Source organism: Plantactinospora solaniradicis (assembly GCF_042658085.1).
Lineage (GTDB): Bacteria > Actinomycetota > Actinomycetes > Mycobacteriales > Micromonosporaceae > Plantactinospora > Plantactinospora solaniradicis.
Genome location: NZ_JBHSPR010000039.1, coordinates 125868 through 147037 on the forward strand (window position 1 = coordinate 125868; position 21170 = coordinate 147037).

Sequence of the window (21170 nt, forward strand, 5' to 3'; positions counted from 1 at the left end):
CCAGCCCGCCTCCCACTCAGACGGTGAGCGGAAGGCCGAAGGCCGGGAACAGGTGTGGCTCGAAGGTGGTGATCTCCACGATCCGGCCGCCCTCGATCCGCAGCACGTCGAGCATCTGCGCCCGGTACACCGTCGTACCCGGCCGTTGCAGGTAGCCCGCCGCGGCCGGCTGCCGGTTCGCCCGGGTCGGCAGCATCTTCCAGCGTCCTGCGTAGCCGGGCGCGGTGGAGTCGAAGGCCGGTGCGACGAAATCGATGATCGCCCGACGCCCGACGAACCAGAACGGATTCGGCGGCATCGTCAACCGGGCGTCCTCGCTGAGCATCGCGGCCATGGCGGGCACGTCGGCCCGCTCGGCGACCGCCAGATAGCGCCGCAGGATCGCCTCCTCCTCGGCGGTCGGCCGCGCCGGCCGGCTCCACTGCGACCGCTGCCGGGGCAGGTGGCCGCGCAGCGTCGGCCGGGCCCGCTGGAGGGCGCTGTTCACCGAGGCGACGCTCAGGTCCAGCAGTTCCGCCGTCTCCCCGGCCGGCATCCCGAGCACGTCCCGGAGGATCAGCACGGCCCGCTGCCGGGGCGGCAGATGCTGGATCGCGGCCAGGAAGACCAACTCGACCGTCTCCCGGGACACCGCCGCGGCGTCCGGCCCGGCCGCGCCGGACGGCACCTCCGCCAACAGGTCGTCCGGGTACGGCTGTAGCCAGGTGACCCGGGCCGGCGGTTCGGCGCTGCCGTGCTCCATCCCCGGCACCGGCTCGTACCGTCGGGGGCGCCGGGAGTGGCGGCGCAGGAAGTCCAGGCAGGTGTTGGTGGCGATCCGGTACAACCAGGCCCGGAGGCTGGCCCGTCCGGCGAAGTCCTGCCGCCCACGCCAGGCCCGGAGCAGGGTCTCCTGCACGAGGTCCTCGGCGTCGTCGTACGAGCCGACCATCCGGTAGCAGTGCACCTGCAACTCGCGCCGATGCGGCTCCACCAGGCCGGCGAAGGTCCATTCGTCCCCCGCGCGGACGGCGTCGACCAGGTCGGCAGCCGATCCGGTGCCGTCCTCGCCCGAACCGTCCCTGATTTCGTCACGGGTTCCGTCACGGGTTTCATCGGGGGTTTCGTCACGGGCACCCGTCGGCGAGGGCGTCGGCGCCGGTATGTCGGCCGATTTCGTCACGGCGGCCGGCGTGACGATTTCCGAGTTTCCCAGCGGCTCGCTGCCGGCCGCACCGATTCGCGCCGCGTCGAGGGCGGTACGGGCGATACGGCGTAGCCGGCCCACCGAATCCGACAGGTCCCGGACGTCGGAGTAGAACGCCTCGGGCGGCCGTGGCGACAACTCCCGGGCCCGCCGCTGGATGTCGCCGATCAGCTCGGGGGCGCCACCTGTCGACGCCTGGCGGACCCGGTACGCCCGCTGCCGGCAGGACGCCGAGCAGTACACCGCCGTCCGGCCAGTTCTGCCGGGCCGCGACGGCAGCGGTCCACCACAGCTCGGACAGGTCTCTTCCGACATCACGAGGCGAGGCCGGCGCTGACGAGCAGCCGCATCCAGGTGTCGGCGAGTTCACCCTTGTGCGGGCCCTTGCGGATCCGTTCGGTGCCGACGTCGACCCCGATGATGTTCTTCACGAACTGCGGATACATCTCGCCAAGCAGGTAGTCGTCGCAGAAGGCGACGGCGTCGGTGCCGAGGTACCCGATCTCGACGTCTTCGGCGGGGTGCTCGTAGAAGAACACGTAGTCGTCCGGCTCGACGGCGAAGACCCGGCCGTCCTCGACGTCCAGCAGGATCGGGCTTCCGTCTTCGAACTCCACGTCGGAGAAGCGGGTGGGACGGCGTACCCGCCCGATCGCCAGCGGGTTTCCCAGTGGATCATGTGGGTCGCGGCGCCGGGTGATCCAGGCGGTCCGACTGTTGATCTCGACGGGTTGCTCGATCCGGAGACAGGTGCCCTCCACCCGGCGAAAGAGACTGAACACCTCCACCACGCCGTACGGAAGCTCCGGGATGCGCTCCAGCGTCGCCGGTTCCTCGACGACGACACCGAAGCCGTGCTCGGCCTCGAGTCGCTTCAGCACCTCCAACTTGGCCTTGATCGCGGCGAGTCGCCCGGTCGGTTCGCCGTCGATGGCCGGACGCACCAGGGCACCGGTCGGAAGCGGCGGCGGCACCGGTGCTGCCACCGGCTCCGGCGCTGCGGCCGCACCGGTGGTGGCCGTCTCTTCGTACCAGAGGATCATCTCCGGATGGCGGCCCGCCATGCCGTGGTTGACCAACGACTCCATCATCCAGTCGCGGTCCTCCGCGTCCACCGGAAGCGCCCGGAGCCGCTCGAACCAGTCCGCCGCCCCGGCGCCGTCGCCACGCGCCTCGCACACCAGCCCGAGCACGAACAATGCCGCCGGCGCGTCCGGGTCGACCGCGAGCGCCCGCTCGGCAAGAACCTGGGCGTCGTCGAGCCGCCCCGACTCGAACCGGTACTCGGCGAGCGTGGCCAACCCCTCGACGGAGTACGGATTCGCGTCGACCAGCAGTTCCAGCACCTCCAGCGCCGCGGCGCGCGCACCGTTGTCCCACCAGCAGACGGCCATGTCGAGTTGGTCCTCGATCACCTCAGGATCGGTGCGATCCACCGTGGCAGGCTCGCCCATGGCGGCACAGACCGAGGCGTACAGCTCGGCGTACCGGTCCGGCACGCCGAGCAGCCGGAGTGTCATGCCCACTGTGCTCACGTGGCGCAGGCTCGCTTCCCGGCGCAGCCCCTCGACGAAGTCGTCCCGGGCGTCGTCCAGCCGGCCGATCTGCAACCGGGCGAGGCCGAGCCGGAGCCGGATGCCGCCGTCCTCGGGCGCCAGCGCGAGCGCGGTCAGGTAGCCCGCTTCCGCCGCCGGACCGTCACCGAAGGCCGTCAGCAGTGCATCGCCCAGCGTGGCGTGCATGTCGGCGTCCTCCGGAGCCAGCGTGACGGCTCGGCGTGCCGCCGCCACCGCCTCGTCCCCGCGCTCCGGCAGATAAGACAGGACCTCGGCAAGCTGCTGCCAGGCGACCGGGGCGCTGGGGTCGAGATCGAGGGCGGCACGCACATGGGGCTCGGCCTCGGCATGCTCGTCCTGACGGACGAGCGCCTCGGCGAGCGCGAGGTATCCGGTCGGATCCTCGGGATGGGCCTCGATCAGCCGTTCCGCCACCTCGGCCGCCTCTTCCGGACGGTCCAGGTTCTCCAGCACCTCGGTGAGCCGGGCCAGCGCCTGAGGGTGATCCGGGTCGGCCCCGAGCACGATGCCGAGCGCCCGTTCGGCATCGGTCCACCGTCCAAGCTCGCACAGGTGGTCCGCTCGCCCGTACCCGGCGTCGATCTCCTCGGAGGTCACCGACGGACGATAACCGATCACGCCGACGACGCGACGCGACCAGCGTCGCGCCGGGCAGGCCACCTCCGACGGAGAACGCGAAGAGGCTGCCGATCACCGCCTCGTGGAACACATCGTCCGGCACCTGGCTGCCGGCAGCCGGTCCGGGTCGGCCGATGGGCGGCCGACCCGGACGTCGGAATCAGGCCAGGTCGAACCGATCGAGGTTCATGACCTTGTCCCACGCGGCCACGAAGTCACGCACGAACTTCTCGCTCGCGTCGGAGGTCGCGTAAACCTCCGAGTTGGCCCGGAGCTGGGAGTGCGAACCGAAAACAAGGTCGACGGCGGTGGCGGTCCACTTGACCTCGCCCGTGGAGCGATCCCGCCCCTCGTACACGTTCTCCGCCGACTCGGCCGTCTTCCACTCGGTGCGCACGTCGAGCAGGTTCAGGAAGAAGTCGTTCGTCAACGTCCCGGGCCGGTCGGTGAAGACGCCGTGCGAGGACTGCCCGGCGTTGACGTTCAACGCCCGCAGGCCGCCGATCAGCACCGTCATCTCGGGCGCGCTCAGGTTCAACATGAACGCCCGGTCCAGCAGCAGGGTCTCCGGCGACAGCTTCTCCCCGGCGCGCAGGTAGTTGCGGAACCCGTCGGCCCTCGGTTCGAGTACGTCGAACGTCTCCACGTCGGTCTGCTCCTGCGACGCGTCCGTACGACCCGGCGCGAACGGGACCGTGATGTCGTGCCCGGCGTTCCTGGCCGCCTGCTCGACCGCTGCGCATCCGGCCAGGACGATCAGGTCGGCGAGCGACACCTTCTTGCCGCCGGACTGTGCGGCGTTGAAGTCCTGCTGGACCCGTTCGAGCGTCTGCAGCACGGTGGCCAGCTCGGCCGGGTTGTTGACCTCCCAGTCCTTCTGCGGCGCGAGGCGGATACGCGCCCCGTTGGCACCGCCACGCTTGTCGGTGGCGCGGAAGCTGGCCGCCGAGGCCCAGGCCGTGCTGACCAACTGGGAGACGGACAGCCCCGACTCGAGGACCTTGCCCTTGAGGGCGGCGATATCCTCGTCAGTGACCAGCTCGTGGTCCACCGCGGGGATCGGGTCCTGCCACAGCTGCTGCTCCGGAACCCACGGACCGAGGTAACGCGAAACCGGTCCCATGTCGCGGTGCAACAGCTTGAACCACGCCTTGGCGAACGCCTCCGCGAGCTGGTCCGGGTTCTGCCAGAAGCGCCGCGCGATCGGCTCGTAGATCGGGTCGATCTTCAGCGCCAGGTCCGACGTCAGCATCATCGGAGCGTGCCGCTTCGACGGATCATGGGCGTCCGGCACGGTGCCGTCGGCCGAGGCGTCCTTCGGCTTCCACTGCTTCGCGCCGGCGGGGCTCTGCGTCAGCTCCCAGTCGTACCCAAACAGGTTGTCGAGGTAGCCGTTGTCCCACTTGATCGGGTCCTTGGTCCACGCGCCTTCCAACCCGCTGGTGAGCGTGTCGGCACCCTTGCCGCTGCCGTAGGAGTTCTTCCAGCCGAGACCCTGCTGCTCGACGGGGGCGCCCTCCGGCTCCGGGCCGAGGTACTGCGGATCGACGGCGCCGTGTGCCTTGCCGACCGTGTGGCCGCCGACGATCAGCGCCACCGTCTCCTCGTCGTTCATCGCCATCCGGCCGAAGGTATCCCGGATGTCCCGGGCGGACGCCAACGCGTCCGGGTGGCCGGCCGGCCCCTCCGGGTTCACGTAGATCAGGCCCATCTGTACGGCGCCGAGCGGGCCGGAAAGCTCCCGCTCGCCGCTGTAGCGCTCGTCACCGAGCCAGGTGTCCTCCGGCCCCCAGAAGATCTCCTCGGGCTCCCAGATGTCCTCACGGCCGAACCCGAACCCGAAGGTCTTGAACCCCATCGACTCGTACGCGCAGTTGCCGGCGAAGACGAGCAGGTCCGCCCACGAGATCTTGCGACCGTACTTCTGCTTGATCGGCCAGAGCAGCCGGCGCGCCTTGTCCAGGCTCGCGTTGTCCGGCCAGCTGTTGAGCGGCGCGAACCGCTGCGAACCGCTGCCGCCACCACCCCGGCCGTCGGCGATACGGTACGTGCCCGCGGCGTGCCAACTCATCCGAATGAAGAGCGGCCCGTAGTGGCCGTAGTCGGCCGGCCACCAGTCCTGCGACGTCGTCATCAGCTCGAAGAGGTCCCGCCTGAGCGCCTCGACGTCGAGCTTCTTGAACTCTTCCGCATAGTCGAAGTCCTCGCCCATAGGGTTGGACCGGGGCGAGTGCTGGTGGAGAACCGAGAGGTCCAGCTGGTTCGGCCACCAGTCCCGGTTGGTCCTGGGCCGGGTCGCCTTGACAGTTGGCGCGGGGATCGCGGGGTTTTCGCTCTCGCTGACGCTCTCGGTCGCGTCTTTCTTGTCAGACACGTCTTTCCTTCCTTGTCTCGGTCTGTCGACCGATTACTCTTGCCGTCGGTTGCTTCGGTCCAAGACTGTGCGGGTCTGTTGTGTCGAGCGTTGTGTGTCTGCGTTCAGCCGTCGGGCACGGCGGAGGTTGCCGTGACACAGGTGGGGCACCGGCAGGCGGTGTGGCCGACCGGGCCGCCGACATCGGCTAAGGCGCTGCGGTATCGACAGACGAGATGGTGGTGGTTGTCCCCGCCCCGCGCTTCGCAGCGCGCCACGGAGTTCATCGGCTCGAAACGCACCACACATGCAGCGGCCAGCGCGTGCAGCAGGTCGTGGACGAACTGGCGGGCAACCCCACCACGAGCTTCACGGACGACACCGATGATCGAACCTGCGTTGGTGTGCGGTTGGTCGTGCACCGCTGACAGCACCGCTACTCGAGGACGCATCACACGCAGAGCAGTCCCGCGCTGCGTGCCCTCGAAGTCCGACGTCCCTGGCACGCCGTGAAGTCTCGCCCTTTTTCTGGAACCAATCAAGTATCGGGAGCCGATCCCCGCTTCGTGTTCGGACCACAGAGCTACAAGATGCGTCTGGCACCTCCTTCGGGCACGGAACGACAGCCGGCCACGACCGCACCAACGGGGCGCGCACGGCGAGCACGGCCGCCAACCGATATCGGCCCCGACCCGGATATCATCGCCCAAAAGCACCACGTCGGTGTTGCCATGCCGGGTTCAGGTGCAACACGAGCGGCGTCGTCCTCGAGGCGCAGCACGGGAAGGACGAGTTCGTCGGGCCACCCGAGCACGTCATGAGCCGTGCACCAGCTGCTCATCTCCGCCGGGGTGAACTCGCTGGCTTGTGGGCACCCCGGCGTGTCGGCGCAGCGTCTCGGGGCAGTACACGTCGAGGTAGCGGAACAGCGACTCGCCCTGACGACTGTTTTATCGGAGACCGCTCAGCATGTCCCGGCACCAGCCGGCGTACAGGATGCCCTCCAGCAAGACGCGGAAGCCGTGGTCGAGGGCGAACCGGACCGTCCGCGCGATCAGCGCCCGGCGCGATACCGCCAGGCAGGTCCCGTTCGCGCAGCATGATGCAACGCAGGTAGGCCTGCTCCGGCTTACTCACCGCTGCGGGTGTGAGCGACGGCGTTGAGCTTGGCAAATATGTCACACACATGTCCCAGACGTATTCGACGGTCGCTGCGCCGCCATGAGATCAATCGGATGTAGATCGTTCATGAGCTCCGGCGCCACCCGCCGCGAGCCTTCGACCAATCCGCGCAGCTCCAACTGTCGGCATACGGAGAGTTCTGTTTGACAAGGCAGAGCCCGGCCTCGTCATCGTCGGTGGGCACTGCGATCTCGTCGAATCCGGTCGGTACTCGATCTTGTAGTAAAGATCCAAATATCGGGGTCTGGCGAAGTCCCACTTCCGTGTGCATAATGCTGCCGTGAATCTTCCTTCAAGCCTCGCCCGCGATGGCGATACCACACAGGCAGAGGGCGCCGAGCACCAAGATCAGGTGATCAGTGGACGACGCGCTCGGATTGCTGACGCCTTCGGGATTATCTCAACCGCAATTACTGCACTCACCCTCATGGCATCCCTTGAGGACATCTGGCTCAAGCTTTCTGGAATTCTCTTCGGCATTGCCGTAGGTATTGCAATTTGGCGAGGCGTTCGTGACTACAGCGTCGGAGACTTGAGTCGTCCGATGATATTCTCATTGCTGGCCGTCGCGACAACCACGGGATTGCTTATTGGCTTACTGGGCGAACGCGCTGGCTCGTCGGATTCTGAGTCTTCATCTGGGGCTCCGCGCTTGGAGTCGCCGGGATCGATCTCTGGAGATCCATCGATCAGCTCCAACGGATCGCCGCAGGGCGGCGCGACGTCCTCCACCGGCTCTGCTGCATTTACCGGCATCGAGAAACCACTTGCGGACATTGATGTAGCCGAGAACGAATTTACCAGAGGGGCGAAACGTATTTCGGGGATTGAATATACAGATAGTCTTTACTCCACCCCAGGCAACCCCCTGGGCCTGGACAGAGCAGACGTGGAGTTCAACCTGGGTAAGAAGTATTCACGCTTCGCGGCGATGGTAGGAGTTTCTGACGAGTCACGGTCAGGCACCATTACCGTGATTAAAATTTACCTAGACGGAAAACCTCTATTTGAGGGAACCTTAAAAGCCGGAGAAGGGCTCGCCGTCGACAGAAAAGTTAGCGGGGGAAACAAGCTCCATATCTGGACGTATGCACCTCATCCCGAAACCCGTGGCGAGGCGGTCATTGGTAATGCCAGAGTGGCGTGACTGCGCCCCGTCGCGCCGTCCCGGCTACAGATCAACGCTCACCAGCAGAAGGGCGCGCGGGATCATCATCTGCCACCGAGATCGTCGCCACGCAGGGTGGAACGGTGTCGCGGCTCGGCATCCTGACCAGGATGTCGGTCATTGATCAGGATTGAGGACGGGTGTCGGCTGGGCGGTTGAACCGGGTGTTGAGCAGTTCGGCTTCGGGGTCGGTGAGGCGTTGAGCGACGCCTTCGATTGAAGGGTCTTCAGCGAAAACTCGACAACTCCGAGCGGTACCACAAGGTCGATGGCGATCAGGTCGTGGAGGTCGACAGGTACGCGTACCGGTGGCGAGGTAACCCACCCCTCACCGTGGGCGAGCGCGTGGTTCTGCCGTCGAACTGGGTCAGCCCGTTCAAGACGGGTCCCGGAACCCTCGAAGGCGTTGTGACGAAGCTTGGCGCAACCTATCGAGGAGAACTCTCCTTCATCATCCGACGGGCCGAGCCTCAAAACGACGGTGCCCGCTGACTTAGCCGGCGGCCAGCGCCCTAGCGGCGGCCAGTACGTACACCCCGAACCCGCGGATTAAGAGTCCCCTGGTCCGATCAGCACGATCCGGGCGTCGTCCGGCAACCGTCGGGTGGCGCCGCGCCGGTCCAGCAACTCCAGCAGTGGCACCGCGACCCGACGGGTCGTACCGAGCGCCTGCCGGGCGGTGCTCAGGGTGAACGGCTGGGGCAGCCCGGCCAGCACCCGTACCGCCTGGTCGACAGCGTCCGGCAGCAGTACGACGTTGTCGGCCAGCCGGAGCAGCGCACCGGCCCGTACGGCGGCACCGATCTCCCGGTGGCCGAGCCCGAACTCGGCGAGCCGGGCCGCCTCCGGGGCGACGAACGGCCGCTCGGCCAGCTCCGCCCCGATCCGGCGCACGGCACGGGCGACCTGCTCGGGCAGCGCGCCGGTCGTCCCGCCCCGGGCGATCCTGCCATTCTGGGCGGATAGCGGCGCGGTGACCAGCACCTCGACCAGCGCCCGGTCCGGCAGGTCCAGCAGCCGTCGCAGGGTGTCGACCGGCACCCCCGACTCCAGCGGATGCGCCTCCACCCACCGGGTCACCTCCTCGACCAGCCGTCGCCGCAGATCGAGCCAGTGATCGGGGTCGGCGTACCAGTCCCCCGCCACCGGCGCGCTCTCGACCGTGACCCCCATCCGTTCCAGTTCACCCCGACGCATCAGCCCCCGACGGGCCAGCTCGGCGTGCTCGTCGGGCCGACCGTCCAGCCCGGCCAGCACAGCGGCCCGAGCCGAAGCCGCCCCCCGCCGGTCCAGCGCGGGCGGTACGACGTCGAGCACGGTCACCCCGCCGGCCACGTGCCGTCGGCCGGGATCGCGGAGCAGCGCCCGGTCGCCGATGCGCAGCGGCAGCGGCCGGTCCAACCGTAGCCGCGCGGTGTCGACGCCGAGTGGACGTACCCGGGCGGTCACCGCGGCCGACCCGACGTGCAGGGTGACCTCCGCCGGCAGCTCGCCCACCGGGTCGCCGACGAGTCGGACGTCCACGAGGTCGGTCTGCTGGAATCGTCCCGGGGTGAGCAGCGCGTCACCCCGCCCGACCTGTTCCAGGGAGACGCCGCGCAGGTTGACCGCGACCCGGGCCACCCCGGCCACCCGTGCGGTCGGCTCGCCCAGCGACTGTAGGCCCCGGATCCGGACCCGCTCGCCGGTGCCGGTCAGCTCCAGTTCGTCGCCGGTCCGCAGTTCCCCGCCGCCGAGGGTGCCGGTGACCACGGTGCCGCTGCCCCGGATGCTGAACGCCCGGTCCACCCACAGTCGCACCGGCAGACCCGGCTCCGGTACCGGCAGCCGGGCCGTGAGCCGGTCCAACGCGGCCCGCAGCTCGGGCAGGCCGGCGCCGGTGACCGCGCTGACCGCGACGGCCTCCACCGACCCCAGCGAGCTGGCCCCGATCTCCGCCTGGGCGAGTTCGGTCGCGGCGGCCGGATCCGCCAGGTCGGACCGGGTCACCACCAGCAGGCCGTGCCGGACGCCGAGCGCGTCGAGCGCGGCGAGGTGCTCGGCCGACTGCGGCATCCAGCCCTCGTCGGCGGCGACCACGAACAGCGCGGCGGGGGCGGGACCGACTCCGGCCAGCATGTTGGGTACGAAGCGTTCGTGTCCGGGTACGTCGACGAACGCGACGACCGCCCCGGACGGAAGTGTGGTCCAGGCGAAGCCGAGGTCGATGGTCATGCCCCGGCGCCGTTCCTCGGCCCAGCGGTCCGGTTCCATTCCGGTCAGCGCCCGGACGAGCGTGGACTTGCCGTGGTCGACGTGTCCGGCGGTCGCGATGACCTGCACGGCTCAGTCCTCCCGCCAGGGTCGGGGCACCCGCAGGATGGCGGCCTGTACCGCCTCGTCGTGCTCGGCGGGTACGCAGCGCAGGTCGAGGAGCAGCCGGCCTCGTTCGAGCCGGCCGAGAATCGGCGGGTCACCGTTGCGCAGCGGCTCGGCGTACTCCTCGGGGAGGGCGAGCGCCCACGATTCCAGCGCGACCTCCGGTGCGCCGCCGCCACCGACGACGGCGTCGGCGGCCAGCACCTCGGCCTTCAGTCCGGCGGCCGCGAGGTGGTCGCGCAGCCGTTCGGTGCGGATCCGCAGCGCGCCGGGGGTGGCCCGCAGGGCCCGCCAGGTCGGGGTCTCCGGACCGGACAGGGTCGCCTCCAGCGCCGCCAGGGTCAGCTTGTCCACCCGGAGCGCCCGAGCCAGCGGATGCCGGCGCAGTCGCTCGACGAGGTCCGCGTCGCCGAGCAGCAGACCGGCCTGCGGACCGCCGAGCAGCTTGTCGCCGCTCGCGGTGACCAGCGTCGCGCCGGCCCGCAGCGCCGACGCCGCGTCCGGCTCGTCGGGCAGCAGCGGATCCGGTGCCAGCAGGCCGGAGCCGATGTCCACCACCACCGGTACGCCGAGGGTGGCCAGTTCCTCGACCGGTACGGCGGCGGTGAAGCCCCGGACGACGAAGTTGGACGGGTGCACCTTGAGTACGAAGGCGGTCTCCGGGCCGATCGCCGCCGCGTAGTCGGCGAGGGTGCTGCGGTTGGTGGTGCCGACCTCGCGGAGCCGGGCGCCGGTGCTGGCCAACAGGTCCGGCAGCCGGAATCCGTCACCGATCTCGACCAGTTCGCCCCGGCTGACCACGATCTCTCGGCCGCCACCGGCACCGGTCCCACCAGCGGTGATCGCGGTCGCGGCGAGGGCGAGGGCGGCGGCGCCGTTGTTGACCACGTGCACCGCCCCGGCCGCCGGCACCGCCTCGGCGAGTGCGGCCATCGCGGTCCGGCCGCGTCGGGCCCGCCGCCCGGTCCGGAGGTCGAGTTCGACGTCGGTGTGCCCGGCCGCCGCCACCACCGCGCTGATCGCCGCACCGGACAGTGGCGCGCGCCCGAGGTTCGTGTGCAACACCACTCCGGTGGCGTTGAGCACCGGGCGTAGGCCGGCGGCGGTCTCCGGCAGCGCCGCCAGGGCGACGGCGAGGACGTCCTCGGGTGGGATCTCGCCCCGCCTGGCCCGGTCCTGGGCGCTGCCCACCACGGCCTTGAGCCGGGCCCGCCCGAGGGTGGCCTCGGCGGCGGCCAGCCGGGGGTCGGCGAGCAGCGCGTCGGTGCGTGGCACGCGCCGCCGAGGGTCGACCGCCCCGTTCATCTCCACCCCGTTCCTGAACCCTTTCACCGGCACTTAACCACACCCGATCTCCAGTCGTACCGGGAAGTCCCGCCTCCCGCCCTTGTGATCATGTGCACAGCGAAGGGGCGACATTCGACGGCTGCGATCGGACGTCCGGAGGTGCGATGGTGGTTCGGTGACGACCACGGAACGGTACCGACTCACCCAGTACGCGCACGGAGGCGGCTGCGCGTGCAAGATCCCGCCCGGCGAACTGGAGCAGGTGGTGGCTGGCCTGGTCGGCACCTCCGCGCCGGCCGGCCCCGGCGAACTGCTCGTCGGGCTCGACGACGGCGACGACGCGGCGGTGGTCCGGTTGGAGTCGGGTACGGCGGTGGTGGCGACCGCCGACTTCTTCACCCCCGTCGTCGACGACCCGTACGACTGGGGGCGCATCGCCGCCGCCAACGCGCTCTCCGACGTGTACGCGATGGGCGGCACCCCGGTGGTCGCGGTGAACCTGCTCTCCTGGCCCCGGGAGGTGCTGCCGCTGACGCTGGCCGCCGAGGTGCTGCGTGGCGGCCTGGACGTGGCCCGGGAGGCGGCCTGTCACGTGGCGGGCGGGCACAGCGTGGACGACCCGGAGCCGAAGTACGGCATGGCGGTCACCGGGATCGCCGACCCGGAGCGGCTGATGCGCAACGACGCCGGTGGGGCAGGGCTGCCGCTGACCCTGACCAAACCACTGGGCATCGGGGTGCTCAACAGCCGGCACAAGCAGACCGGTGAGACGTTTCCGCAGGCGGTGGCGGCGATGACCGAGCTGAATCGGGAGGCGTCCATCGCCGCGGTGGCGGCCGGGGTGCGGTGTGCGACCGACGTGACCGGCTTCGGGCTGCTCGGCCACCTGCACAAGCTGGCCCGGGCGTCCGGGCTGACCGCCCGGGTCGACGCGGCGGCCGTACCGTATCTGGACGGTGCCCGGGAGGCGCTGGCCGCGGGTTTCGTCAGCGGCGGGACCCGGCGGAACCTTGACTGGGTCCGTCCCCACGCCGAGGTCTCCGGGGTGTCCGAGGACGATCTGCTGCTGCTCGCCGACGCGCAGACCTCCGGTGGCCTGCTGATCACCGGTGAGCTGCCCGGCCATCCGGTGATCGGCGAGCTGCTGCCGGCCCGCGATGCCGGGGTGACCCTCGTGGTGACCGGCGGCCGATAACGCGTGGGGCCCCCGGGATCGTCCGATCCCGGGGGCCCGATTGGTACGGCGCGACGCCGACCTGACCGCTGCTACTTGGTGAGCGGGGCCAGCTTCGGGTCGTTGGCGTACGCCTCGACGACGTTCGCCTTGGTCACGATGACCGGCTCCAGCAGGTACGACGGGACGACCTTCACCCCGTTGTTGTAGGACTCGGTGTCGTTGACCTTGGGGTCGTTACCGGCCTGCAGGTCCTTGACCATCCCGATGGTCTCCTTGACCAGGTTCCGGGTGTCCTTGTTGATCGTCGAGTACTGCTCACCGGCGACGATCGACTTGACCGACTCGACCTCGGAGTCCTGCCCGGTCACGACCGGGACCGGCTTGCCGGCACCCTTCACCGAGGTGATGATGGCGCGGGCCAGCGTGTCGTTGGGCGAGAGCACCCCGTCCAGCGTCTTGCTGCTGTAGGTCGAGGTCAGCAGGGAGTCCATCCGCCGCTGGGCGTTCTCGGCCTTCCAGCCGTCGGTGGCGGTCTGCTTGATGTCCTTCTGGCCCGAGCCGACCACCACGGTGCCCTTGTCGATCTCCGGCTTCAGCACGTCCATCGCGCCGTCGAAGAAGACCGCCGAGTTGTTGTCGTCCGACGAACCGGAGAACAGCTCGATGTTGTACGGGCCGTTCGGCTTCTTCGCCTTCATGCCCTCCAGCAGCGCCTGGCCCTGGAGCTGGCCGACCTTGAAGTTGTCGTACGCGACGTAGTAGTCGAGGTCCTTGGTGTTCTTGATCAGGCGGTCGTACGCGATGACGTACGCGCCCTCCTTCTTGGCGGCCTCGACCTGGGTGGTCAACTGCGCGGCGTCGGTCGCGCCGATGACGATGACCTTGGCGCCCTTGGTGACCATGGCCGAGATCTGGGCCTGCTGGTCGGCGACCGTGCTGGTGGCGCCGGCGTACTGGACGTCGGACTGGAAGCCGGCCTCCTTGAGCCCGTTGGTGAAGAGGTCACCGGCGAGGACCCAGTTCTCGGAGGTCTTGGCCGGCAGCGCCACGCCGATCAGCGAGTTCGCGGCGAAGCCCTTCTCGGACCCGGTCGAGCCGGCCCCGTCACCGTCGGATCGCTCGGAGCAGGCCGTCAGTGCCAACAGGGCGATGGCGCCGACCGCCACACCCCTGGCGAGATATTTGCGCATTTGTGCACGTGCCCTTCTTGGAGGTGAGGCGGGGCGGAGGTTTTCCGCCCCGTCGGCGGTGGCCGTCAGCCGGCCACCGGAGTCTTGGCGGGCTCCTGGCCCGACGCGACTGTGGACGCCGGTTCGGCGGGTGCCTCCCGGCGGAACGGGCGGCTCACCGATCCGATGATCGAGAAGCGCCCCCGGTTCTTGTTGTAGACGTCGAACGCGACGGCCAGCAGCAGGACCAGGCCCTTGATGATCTGCACCCGGTCCGAGCCGACGCCCATCAACTGGAGGCCGTTGTTGAGCACGGCCATCACCAGGCCACCGACGATGGAGCCGCTGACCGTGCCGAGGCCGCCGGAGACGGCCGCGCCACCGATGAAGACCGCGGCGATGGCGTCCAGTTCCCAGCCGAGTCCGTCCTGCGGCCCGGAGGCGGCGGAACGGGCGACGAAGATCATGCCGGCCAGGGCCGCCAGGACCGACATATTCATGATCACGAGGAAGTTGACCCGCTTGAGCTTGACGCCGGAGAGTTCCGCCGCCCGGGCGTTGCCACCGACGGCGTAGATGTGCCGGCCGCCGGCGGTGTTGCGGGTGACGAAGGCGTAGATCACGACGAGTACGCCGAGGATGATGCCGGAGATCGGGAAGCTGGTACCGACCCGGCCGCCGGCGAACCGCAGGGTCGCGTACAGCACCACCGCGATCGGAACGGCCACCCGGATCAGCGAGATCCACATCGGCGCCACCTCGGCGTCCATCTCGCGCCGGGTCTTCCGGGCCTTCCACTCCCGGACCACCACGGCCACGCAGACCAGGAGGCCGAGCAGCAGGGTGAGGTTGTTGTACCCGGTGTCCGGTCCGACCTCCGGCAGGAAGCCGGCGCCGATGACCTTGAACCCGTCGGGTACCGGGATCGTGTCGGCGCTGCCGATGTACTGGTTGCCGCCCCGGAACAGCATCATCCCGGCCAGGGTCACGATGAACGCCGGCACGCCGACGTACGCCACCCAGAAGCCCTGCCAGGCGCCGATCAGGGCGCCGACGCCGAGGCCGATCAGGATCGCCACGAACCACGGCACGTTCCAGTCCTGCATGACCCGGGCGACCACGATGCCGACGAACGCGGCGATCGAGCCGACCGAGAGGTCGATGTGACCGGCGACGATCACCATCAGCATCCCGATCGCCAGGATGAGGATGTAGGAGTACTGACTCACCAGCGAGATGAGGTTGCTCGAGTTGAGCGTCAGGCCGTTGGTGAGGATCTGGAACAGCAGGACGATCGCCACCAGCGTGAAGATCATCCCGAACTGTCGGGCGTTGGATGTCGTCCCCGCGAACAGGGACTTCTGGAGGTCCTTGATCTTGCTCACGGCGTCTGCGCCTTCTTCGCTGAGGTCATCTGCTTCATGAGGAGTTCCGGGTCGGCGTCCCGCCGGTCGATGTTGCCGGTGATGGTTCCCTCGAACACCGTGTAGATGCGGTCGCACAGGCCGATCAGCTCGGGCAGTTCCGAGGAGATCACGATGACGCCCTTACCCTGGTCGGCGAGCTGCTGGATGATGTTGTAGATCTCGTACTTGGCGCCCACGTCGATGCCCCGAGTGGGTTCGTCGAGGATCAGCAGGTCCGGATCGGTGAACATCCACTTCGCCAGCACGACCTTCTGCTGGTTGCCACCCGAGAGCTTGGTGACCCCCTCGTCGACCGTGGGCGCCTTGACCCGCAGGCTGGTCCGGTACTGCTCGGCCGCCCGGTACTCGCGGACCTGGTCGACCACGCCGTGGGTCGCCACCTTCGACAGCTTGGCGGCCACCACCGAGGTCTTGATGTCGTCGAGCAGGTTCAGCCCGAGCGACTTGCGGTCCTCGCTGACGTACGCCAGTCCGTTGTCGATGGCGTCCGACACGGACTTCAGCACGATCTCCCGGCCGTCCTTGAAGATCTGCCCGGACTGGTAGACGCCGTACGACCGGCCGAAGACACTCATCGCCAACTCGGTACGGCCGGCTCCCATCAGCCCGGCGAATCCGACGATCTCCCCACGGCGCACCGTGAAGTTCGAGCCCTTGACCACCATGCGGTCGGCCGAGATCGGGTGCCGGACGGTCCAGTTGCGGACCTCGAAGAAGACCTCGCCGATCTTCGGCGTGTGGTCGGGGAACCGGCTGTGCAGCTCCCGGCCGACCATGCCGCGGACGATGCGGTCCTCGTCGACCCCCTGCGCCTTGACGTCGAGGGTCTCGATGGTGTGGCCGTCGCGCAGGATGGTGATCGCGTCGGCGACCTGGGCGATCTCGTTGAGCTTGTGCGAAATCATGATCGAGGTGATGCCCCGCTCCTTGAACCCGCGGAGCAGGTCCAGCAGGTGCTGGGAGTCGGCCTCGTTCAGCGCGGCGGTGGGCTCGTCGAGAATGAGCAGCTTGACGTGCTTCGCGAAGGCCTTCGCGATCTCGACGAGCTGCTGCTTGCCCACGCCGATGTCCTTGATCAGCGTGTCCGGGTCCTCCCGCAGGCCGACCCGGGCCATCAACTCCAGCGCCTGCCGGTTGGCGGCCTTCCAGTCGATCGCGCCGTGCCGGCGTGGCTCGTTGCCCAGGAAGATGTTCTCGGTGATGGACATTCCGGGCACCAGCGCGAGTTCCTGGTGGATGATCACGATGCCGGCCTGCTCGCTGGCCCGGATGTCGGAGAACCGGGACTCGGCACCCTGGTAGACGATGTCGCCGGAGTAGGTGCCGTGCGGGTACACCCCGCTGAGCACCTTCATCAGGGTCGACTTCCCGGCCCCGTTCTCGCCGCAGATCGCGTGGATCTCCCCACGGCGAACCACCAGGTTGACGTCGGAGAGCGCCTTGACCCCGGGAAACTCCTTGGTGATCGAGCGCATCTCCAGAATGACCGGAGCGTCGCTCATCGCCGACGCTCCCCGGTCCGGGCGCGTACGGCGTAGCCGGTCGGAGCGGCAGCAGCCGCCATCCGCCCGTCGTCGGGGCGCCAGAGGGAACCATGCGCGTCCGGCCTCGGTCGGCCGCGCCGCGTCATCAACATCATTGTTGCCTCCGGGCTGTCGTCACCAGGTGACATGCGTTTGTTGCCTGGAGGAACTTATTGTAATACGAGGAAGTTTCGCAAGATTTCGTGACCGACTCTTGACATACTGCCGCGGAACGGGCTAGCCCGTACGGCGGGCCGGGGCGGTGTGGACATCGCACGCCAGGTCCGGGCGAGAAAGAGAGCGTTCAGGCGGAACGCACCGTAGCGCGACAGATCCCCCTGACTTGCCCCGGATGCCGCTTCCCCGCTCCGGGCCGCCACTTCCCCACCCCGTCGCCGGCCGAGCGGCAGGTCACAGGCTATCCCGGCCCCTCGGGCGGCGATTGACCGGGCGGTCCGGCGGCCCCGTTCCGCCCCGGAACGGGGCACCGACGCCCGGCGGCGCTCCGCCGGTCAGGGGCCGGTCACCTCGTCGTCCGGCCGTGGCGTACCGGGCCGCGAAGGCATCCGGGTGATCGGCGGCAGCACCAACGCCACCAGGGCGATCACCGCGAGTACCGTAAACGGCAGGGTGTACGAATTTCCGCTGGCCTCGAACAACGTCGCGGTCAGCAGCGGCCCGACCACGCCCCCGATGCTCCACGCCACGATCATCGCGCCGTAGACCGCACCGGCGTGCGGGGTGCCGAAATAGTCGGCCGCGGTCGCCGGCATCGTGCCGAAGCCGCCGCCGTAGGCCAGGTAGATCAACGCGGCGAGGACGGCGAACAGGGCGAACCCGGCCGCGTGCGGCAGGATGAAGAAGCAGACCGCCTGCAACGCGAGCATCCCGCCGAAGGCCACCATCCGGCCGGTCTGGTCGGAGAGCCAGGCCCAGCAGAGCCGCCCGGCGCCGTTGAACAACCCGAGCACGGCGACCAGGCTCGCGGCAGTGGCCGAACTCACCCCGGCGATCGCCTGGGCGGCATCGGCGGCCTGGGAGATGAAGGCGATCCCGCAGGTGACGTTGAGCGCCAGGATCCCGGTGAGCAGGTACCACTGCGGGGTCCGCAGCGCCTCGGCGAGGGTGTAGACCCGGGTCCCGGCCGGGGCCCGCCCGGTGGTCACCGGAACGAAACCGGGCACCTGGTACCCCGGCGGCGGATTACGGAAGAACGACGCCCCGAGCAGCACCGCGACCAGGTACGCCAGGCCCAGCGGCAGGAAGACGTCGGGCTTGTCGGTGGTGTTGTTCAGCAGGGTCTTCGCCACCGGGGCGGTGATCACGGCGCCGAAGCCGAAGCCGGCCACCGCGATACCCGTGATCAACCCACGGCGATCCGGAAACCACTTGGTGAGCATGGCGATCGGAGTGATGTACGCCGCCCCGAGCCCGATCCCGCCGAGTACCCCGTAGGTGAGCACCAGCAGCCAGAGCTGGTCGCCGTCGGAGACCAGCGAGGCGAGGATGTTGCCCACCGCGTACAGCACCCCGCCGCCGAGCGCGACGGGTCGGGGACCGCGACGGTCCTGCACCCGGCCCCCGATCAGGCTGCCGATGAAGATCGTGCCGATCGCCACCTCGAACGGCAGCACCGCCTCGGCCTTGCTCCAGCCGAACGCCTCCTGGAGCGGCTTGTTGAAGACGCTCCACGCGTACACCGCGCCCAGGGCCAACTGCACCAGCACGGCGGCCACCACCAGGCCCCACCGGCCCGCGGTCGGTCTCCGCTCCCCCTGACCGATCCTGCCTGCTCCTGCCATGAGCGTGACCCCCGTCTCGGCTCATGGATCGGCGCCCGCCCGCGATTACGGGCCGACGCCGGCCCCCCGTTTCTCCCGCCGCTCCCGCTGCGGCAGCACCGTGTACTTCGGGTCCCTGGCGGACGCCACCCCGGCGGAGAAGACCCCGAACCGGGTCAGCACCGAGGACGCCAACAGGGCCGCTCCGGAGAGCGCGGACAGCGCCCGGCTGCGCCGGCCGAGCAGCGCCCCGGCCGTACCGGCCGCGAGCAGCAGCTGCCCGGCCTGGACCAACCGGGCGGACCGGCCGACCCGGTACGGCTCGCCGGTCAACCCCATCCGGGCGATCCGACGCTCGGCGAGCTTCTCGATCACGGCACCGGCCACGGCGAGCCGGACCGCCGGGCCGGCCTGCGCGGTCGGGACGGCGACCAACCCGGCCCCCGCCCCGGCGACCAGCGCGCTGCCCGCGAAGACGAACGGCAGATCCGGGTACGCGTCGTGCCAGGCCGGCATCGCGGTGTCGGCGAGCAGTACCCCGGTGTACGTGGCCAGGGCCGGCGCCGCGACCGCCGAGGCGAGGCCGGCGACGCGTCCGACCGGCGGCAGCAGCCGACGGGCCACGCCGAGCCCGCCGTTCCGGGGTAGCGCCGGAGCGATCTCGCTCACCGCCGCCAGTCCGGCCGCCGGCCCGAACGCGGCCAGGATCCAGGTGCCCATCGACATCGGCGAGGTCGGCTTGAACACCCGCAGCATGTGGTGGAACCGGGCCGGACGGCCGAGGTCGTTGACCAGGAAGTAGGTGCTGGCCCCGACCGCGGCGAGCGCACCGAGTCGGCCCGCCCGGCGCAGTGCCGGGCGGCCGGTGAGATCGGCGCCGGCGGCCAGCAACGCCGTGCCGGCGGCGAGCCCTCCGGTGAACAGGTACGCCGGAATGTCGTGCCGCCACACCGGTGCCTTCACCACCGGCCGGCCGTAGTAGGAGGCGAACTCGGCCGGCGGCACGGCCGTGGGCTCCCCGCCGACGACTCCCGGCCCGGGTCCGTTGCCCCGCCCGGACCCCCGACGCCGCCCACCACCGTTCGGCTGATCGGGGTTGGCCCGGAACTCCCGGAAGTACTCGCCCAGTGGTCCGCCGGAACCTCCCCGGCCCAGGCCGCTCATGCCGTCTCCTCGGTCCGCTCGTCGTCGCCACGACCCGACACACCGAGCCGCCCGGTGCCCTCGCTCCACCTGGTCATGCCCGCTCCTCGCCCCGCTCGTCGCCCCCACGACCCGACACGCCGCGCCGACCGGTGCCCCCGCTCCGCTCGGGTCACGATGGCCGACCGACGAACGCGGCGACCGTGGCCGCCGCCATGGTGAGCGCGGCCAGTCCGGCCCGGCGCCACATCCGGGGCAGGTCCCGGGTGGTCACCACCGGGTCCGGCGGCAGCCCGTACACCTCCGGCTCGTCGAGCAGCAGGAAGAACGCGCCGTCGCCGCCGACGCCGTCACCGGGGTCGTGGCCGTAGAGGCGCGCCTCGGGGACACCGTCGACGTGCAGCCGCTCGACCCGGGCCCTGGCCCGGGCCCGCAACTCGTCGACCTCGCCGTACTGGATCGACTCGGTGGGACACGCCTGGGCGCAGGCCGGGGTCCGGCCCGCCCCGATCCGGTCGTAACACAGCGTGCACTTCCAGGCCCGGCCGTCGTCCTTGCGCTGGTCGATCACCCCGTACGGGCAGGCGGGTATGCAGTAGCCGCAGCCGTTGCAGATGTCCTCCTGCACCACCACGGTGCCGAACTCGGTCCGGAACAGCGAACCGGTCGGGCAGACGTCCAGGCAAGCGGCGTGGGTGCAGTGCTTGCAGACGTCCGACATCATCAGCCAGCGCAGATCGGTCCGCTCGCCCCGGTCGCCCCGGCCCGGCAACTCGGTGCCGGGCATGCCGAGGAACTGCGTCCCGTCCGCCATCCGGCCAGCCGGGGCGGGGTCCGGAGCCGGCGGCAGGCCGGGCCGGGTGCCGACATCGGTGGTGGTTTCGGCGCCCGCCTCGGCGGTGGCCGGACTGATCGGCGGACCGGTCGGGGTATCGAGCATCGGCGGCGACGCCTGCCAGCCGACCGGCCGGGGCTGTTCGACGAAGGCGACGTGCCGCCACGAGTTGGCGGTCAGCGCCCCGGTGTTGTCGTACGACATGCCGAGCAGGTCCAACCCGCTCTCCGGCACCAGGTTCCACTCCTTGCAGGCCACCTCGCAGGCCTTGCAGCCGATGCAGACGCTGGTGTCGGTGAAGAAGCCCATCCGGGGTGGCGGGTCCAGATGGCCCGCCCGCTCGGCGGGGTTCACGGAGGCGCCCGGGGAGTTCGTCTCGACCATGC

At 69.8% G+C, this 21170-nt stretch carries 14 protein-coding genes and 1 pseudogene; 2 read left to right on the forward strand and 13 right to left on the reverse strand.

The genetic code is table 11. The features are described 5' to 3' along the window. Nucleotides 1-16: 16 nt before the first annotated feature. The 5 genes and pseudogenes from ACFP2T_RS34310 to ACFP2T_RS34330 form a co-directional block, all read right to left on the reverse strand. Nucleotides 17-1501 carry a sigma-70 family RNA polymerase sigma factor gene (locus ACFP2T_RS34310; protein WP_377429257.1) on the reverse strand — a complete coding sequence of 495 codons (1485 nt, stop codon included), beginning with the start codon at nt 1499-1501 and terminating at the stop codon, nt 17-19. Then, on the reverse strand, nt 1501-3360 hold the full coding sequence (locus ACFP2T_RS34315) for a tetratricopeptide repeat protein (protein WP_377429203.1): 1860 nt from the start codon (nt 3358-3360) through the stop codon (nt 1501-1503). Before ACFP2T_RS34315 ends, ACFP2T_RS34310 begins: the two co-directional genes overlap by 1 nt. Nucleotides 3361-3541: 181 nt before the next feature. Next, a complete protein-coding gene (katG, locus tag ACFP2T_RS34320; RefSeq protein WP_377429205.1) occupies nt 3542-5755 on the reverse strand; it encodes a catalase/peroxidase HPI in 2214 nt (737 codons plus the stop codon). A gap of 104 nt (nt 5756-5859) precedes the next feature. Continuing rightward, the gene (locus tag ACFP2T_RS34325) at nt 5860-6168 is read right to left on the reverse strand and encodes a hypothetical protein (RefSeq protein ID WP_377429207.1); all 309 of its coding nucleotides are present in this window, start codon (nt 6166-6168) and stop codon (nt 5860-5862) included. Between the two features lie 347 nt (nt 6169-6515). After that, nucleotides 6516-6859, reverse strand: a pseudogene (locus tag ACFP2T_RS34330) (P-loop NTPase family protein); the annotation flags it as partial. A gap of 337 nt (nt 6860-7196) precedes the next feature. Between ACFP2T_RS34330 and ACFP2T_RS34335 the strand changes: the two are divergent. Then, complete coding sequence (locus tag ACFP2T_RS34335) at nt 7197-8063, forward strand: NPCBM/NEW2 domain-containing protein (protein ID WP_377429209.1); 867 nt, start codon at nt 7197-7199, stop codon at nt 8061-8063. Nucleotides 8064-8633: 570 nt separating this feature from the next. On the opposite strand, the gene selB is transcribed toward ACFP2T_RS34335, so the two are convergent. Further along, nucleotides 8634-10406 (reverse strand): selenocysteine-specific translation elongation factor, encoded by a 1773-nt coding sequence (selB, locus tag ACFP2T_RS34340; protein WP_377429211.1) that lies wholly within the window; start codon nt 10404-10406, stop codon nt 8634-8636. A 3-nt stretch (nt 10407-10409) separates the two neighbouring features. Next, nucleotides 10410-11747, reverse strand: a complete 1338-nt coding sequence (selA, locus tag ACFP2T_RS34345) for an L-seryl-tRNA(Sec) selenium transferase (protein WP_377429259.1) — start codon at nt 11745-11747, stop codon at nt 10410-10412. A 157-nt stretch (nt 11748-11904) separates the two neighbouring features. Between selA and selD the strand changes: the two genes are divergently transcribed. After that, nucleotides 11905-12924, forward strand: a complete 1020-nt coding sequence (gene selD, locus ACFP2T_RS34350; protein ID WP_377429213.1) for a selenide, water dikinase SelD — start codon at nt 11905-11907, stop codon at nt 12922-12924. 71 nt (nt 12925-12995) lie between these two features. On the opposite strand, the gene ACFP2T_RS34355 is transcribed toward selD, so the two are convergent. The 6 genes from ACFP2T_RS34355 to ACFP2T_RS34380 all read right to left on the reverse strand — a co-directional run bounded on the left by ACFP2T_RS34355 (nt 12996) and on the right by ACFP2T_RS34380 (nt 21168). Further along, a complete protein-coding gene (locus ACFP2T_RS34355; protein ID WP_377429215.1) occupies nt 12996-14096 on the reverse strand; it encodes a substrate-binding domain-containing protein in 1101 nt (366 codons plus the stop codon). Between the two features lie 65 nt (nt 14097-14161). Further along, nucleotides 14162-15460: a multiple monosaccharide ABC transporter permease gene (gene mmsB, locus ACFP2T_RS34360; protein WP_377429217.1), complete on the reverse strand. Its 1299-nt coding sequence runs from the start codon at nt 15458-15460 to the stop codon at nt 14162-14164. Further along, nucleotides 15457-17004, reverse strand: a complete 1548-nt coding sequence (mmsA, locus tag ACFP2T_RS34365) for a multiple monosaccharide ABC transporter ATP-binding protein (RefSeq protein ID WP_377429218.1) — start codon at nt 17002-17004, stop codon at nt 15457-15459. The genes mmsB and mmsA overlap by 4 nt, the downstream gene beginning before the upstream one ends. 533 nt (nt 17005-17537) lie before the next feature. Beyond that, nucleotides 17538-18827, reverse strand: coding sequence for an L-lactate MFS transporter (locus ACFP2T_RS34370; protein ID WP_377429220.1), 1290 nt, complete (start codon nt 18825-18827; stop codon nt 17538-17540). A gap of 45 nt (nt 18828-18872) precedes the next feature. Beyond that, entirely contained in the window at nt 18873-19970 is a 1098-nt protein-coding gene (gene nrfD / locus ACFP2T_RS34375) for an NrfD/PsrC family molybdoenzyme membrane anchor subunit (RefSeq protein ID WP_377429222.1), read from the reverse strand. Between the two features lie 151 nt (nt 19971-20121). Beyond that, nucleotides 20122-21168 carry a 4Fe-4S dicluster domain-containing protein gene (locus ACFP2T_RS34380; protein ID WP_377429224.1) on the reverse strand — a complete coding sequence of 349 codons (1047 nt, stop codon included), beginning with the start codon at nt 21166-21168 and terminating at the stop codon, nt 20122-20124. Between the last annotated feature and the right edge of the window lie 2 nt (nt 21169-21170).

Excerpts from the sequence above, each read along its gene's own strand:
- ACFP2T_RS34310 (WP_377429257.1), bottom strand. The coding sequence starts at position 1,501 with ATGTCGGAAGAGACCTGTCCGAGCTGTGGTGGACCGCTGCCGTCGCGG.
- selA (WP_377429259.1), bottom strand. The coding sequence starts at position 11,747 with ATGAACGGGGCGGTCGACCCTCGGCGGCGCGTGCCACGCACCGACGCG.
- ACFP2T_RS34355 (WP_377429215.1), bottom strand. The coding sequence starts at position 14,096 with ATGCGCAAATATCTCGCCAGGGGTGTGGCGGTCGGCGCCATCGCCCTG.
- mmsA (WP_377429218.1), bottom strand. The coding sequence starts at position 17,004 with ATGAGCGACGCTCCGGTCATTCTGGAGATGCGCTCGATCACCAAGGAG.
- ACFP2T_RS34370 (WP_377429220.1), bottom strand. The coding sequence starts at position 18,827 with ATGGCAGGAGCAGGCAGGATCGGTCAGGGGGAGCGGAGACCGACCGCG.
- nrfD (WP_377429222.1), bottom strand. The coding sequence starts at position 19,970 with ATGAGCGGCCTGGGCCGGGGAGGTTCCGGCGGACCACTGGGCGAGTAC.
- ACFP2T_RS34380 (WP_377429224.1), bottom strand. The coding sequence starts at position 21,168 with ATGGTCGAGACGAACTCCCCGGGCGCCTCCGTGAACCCCGCCGAGCGG.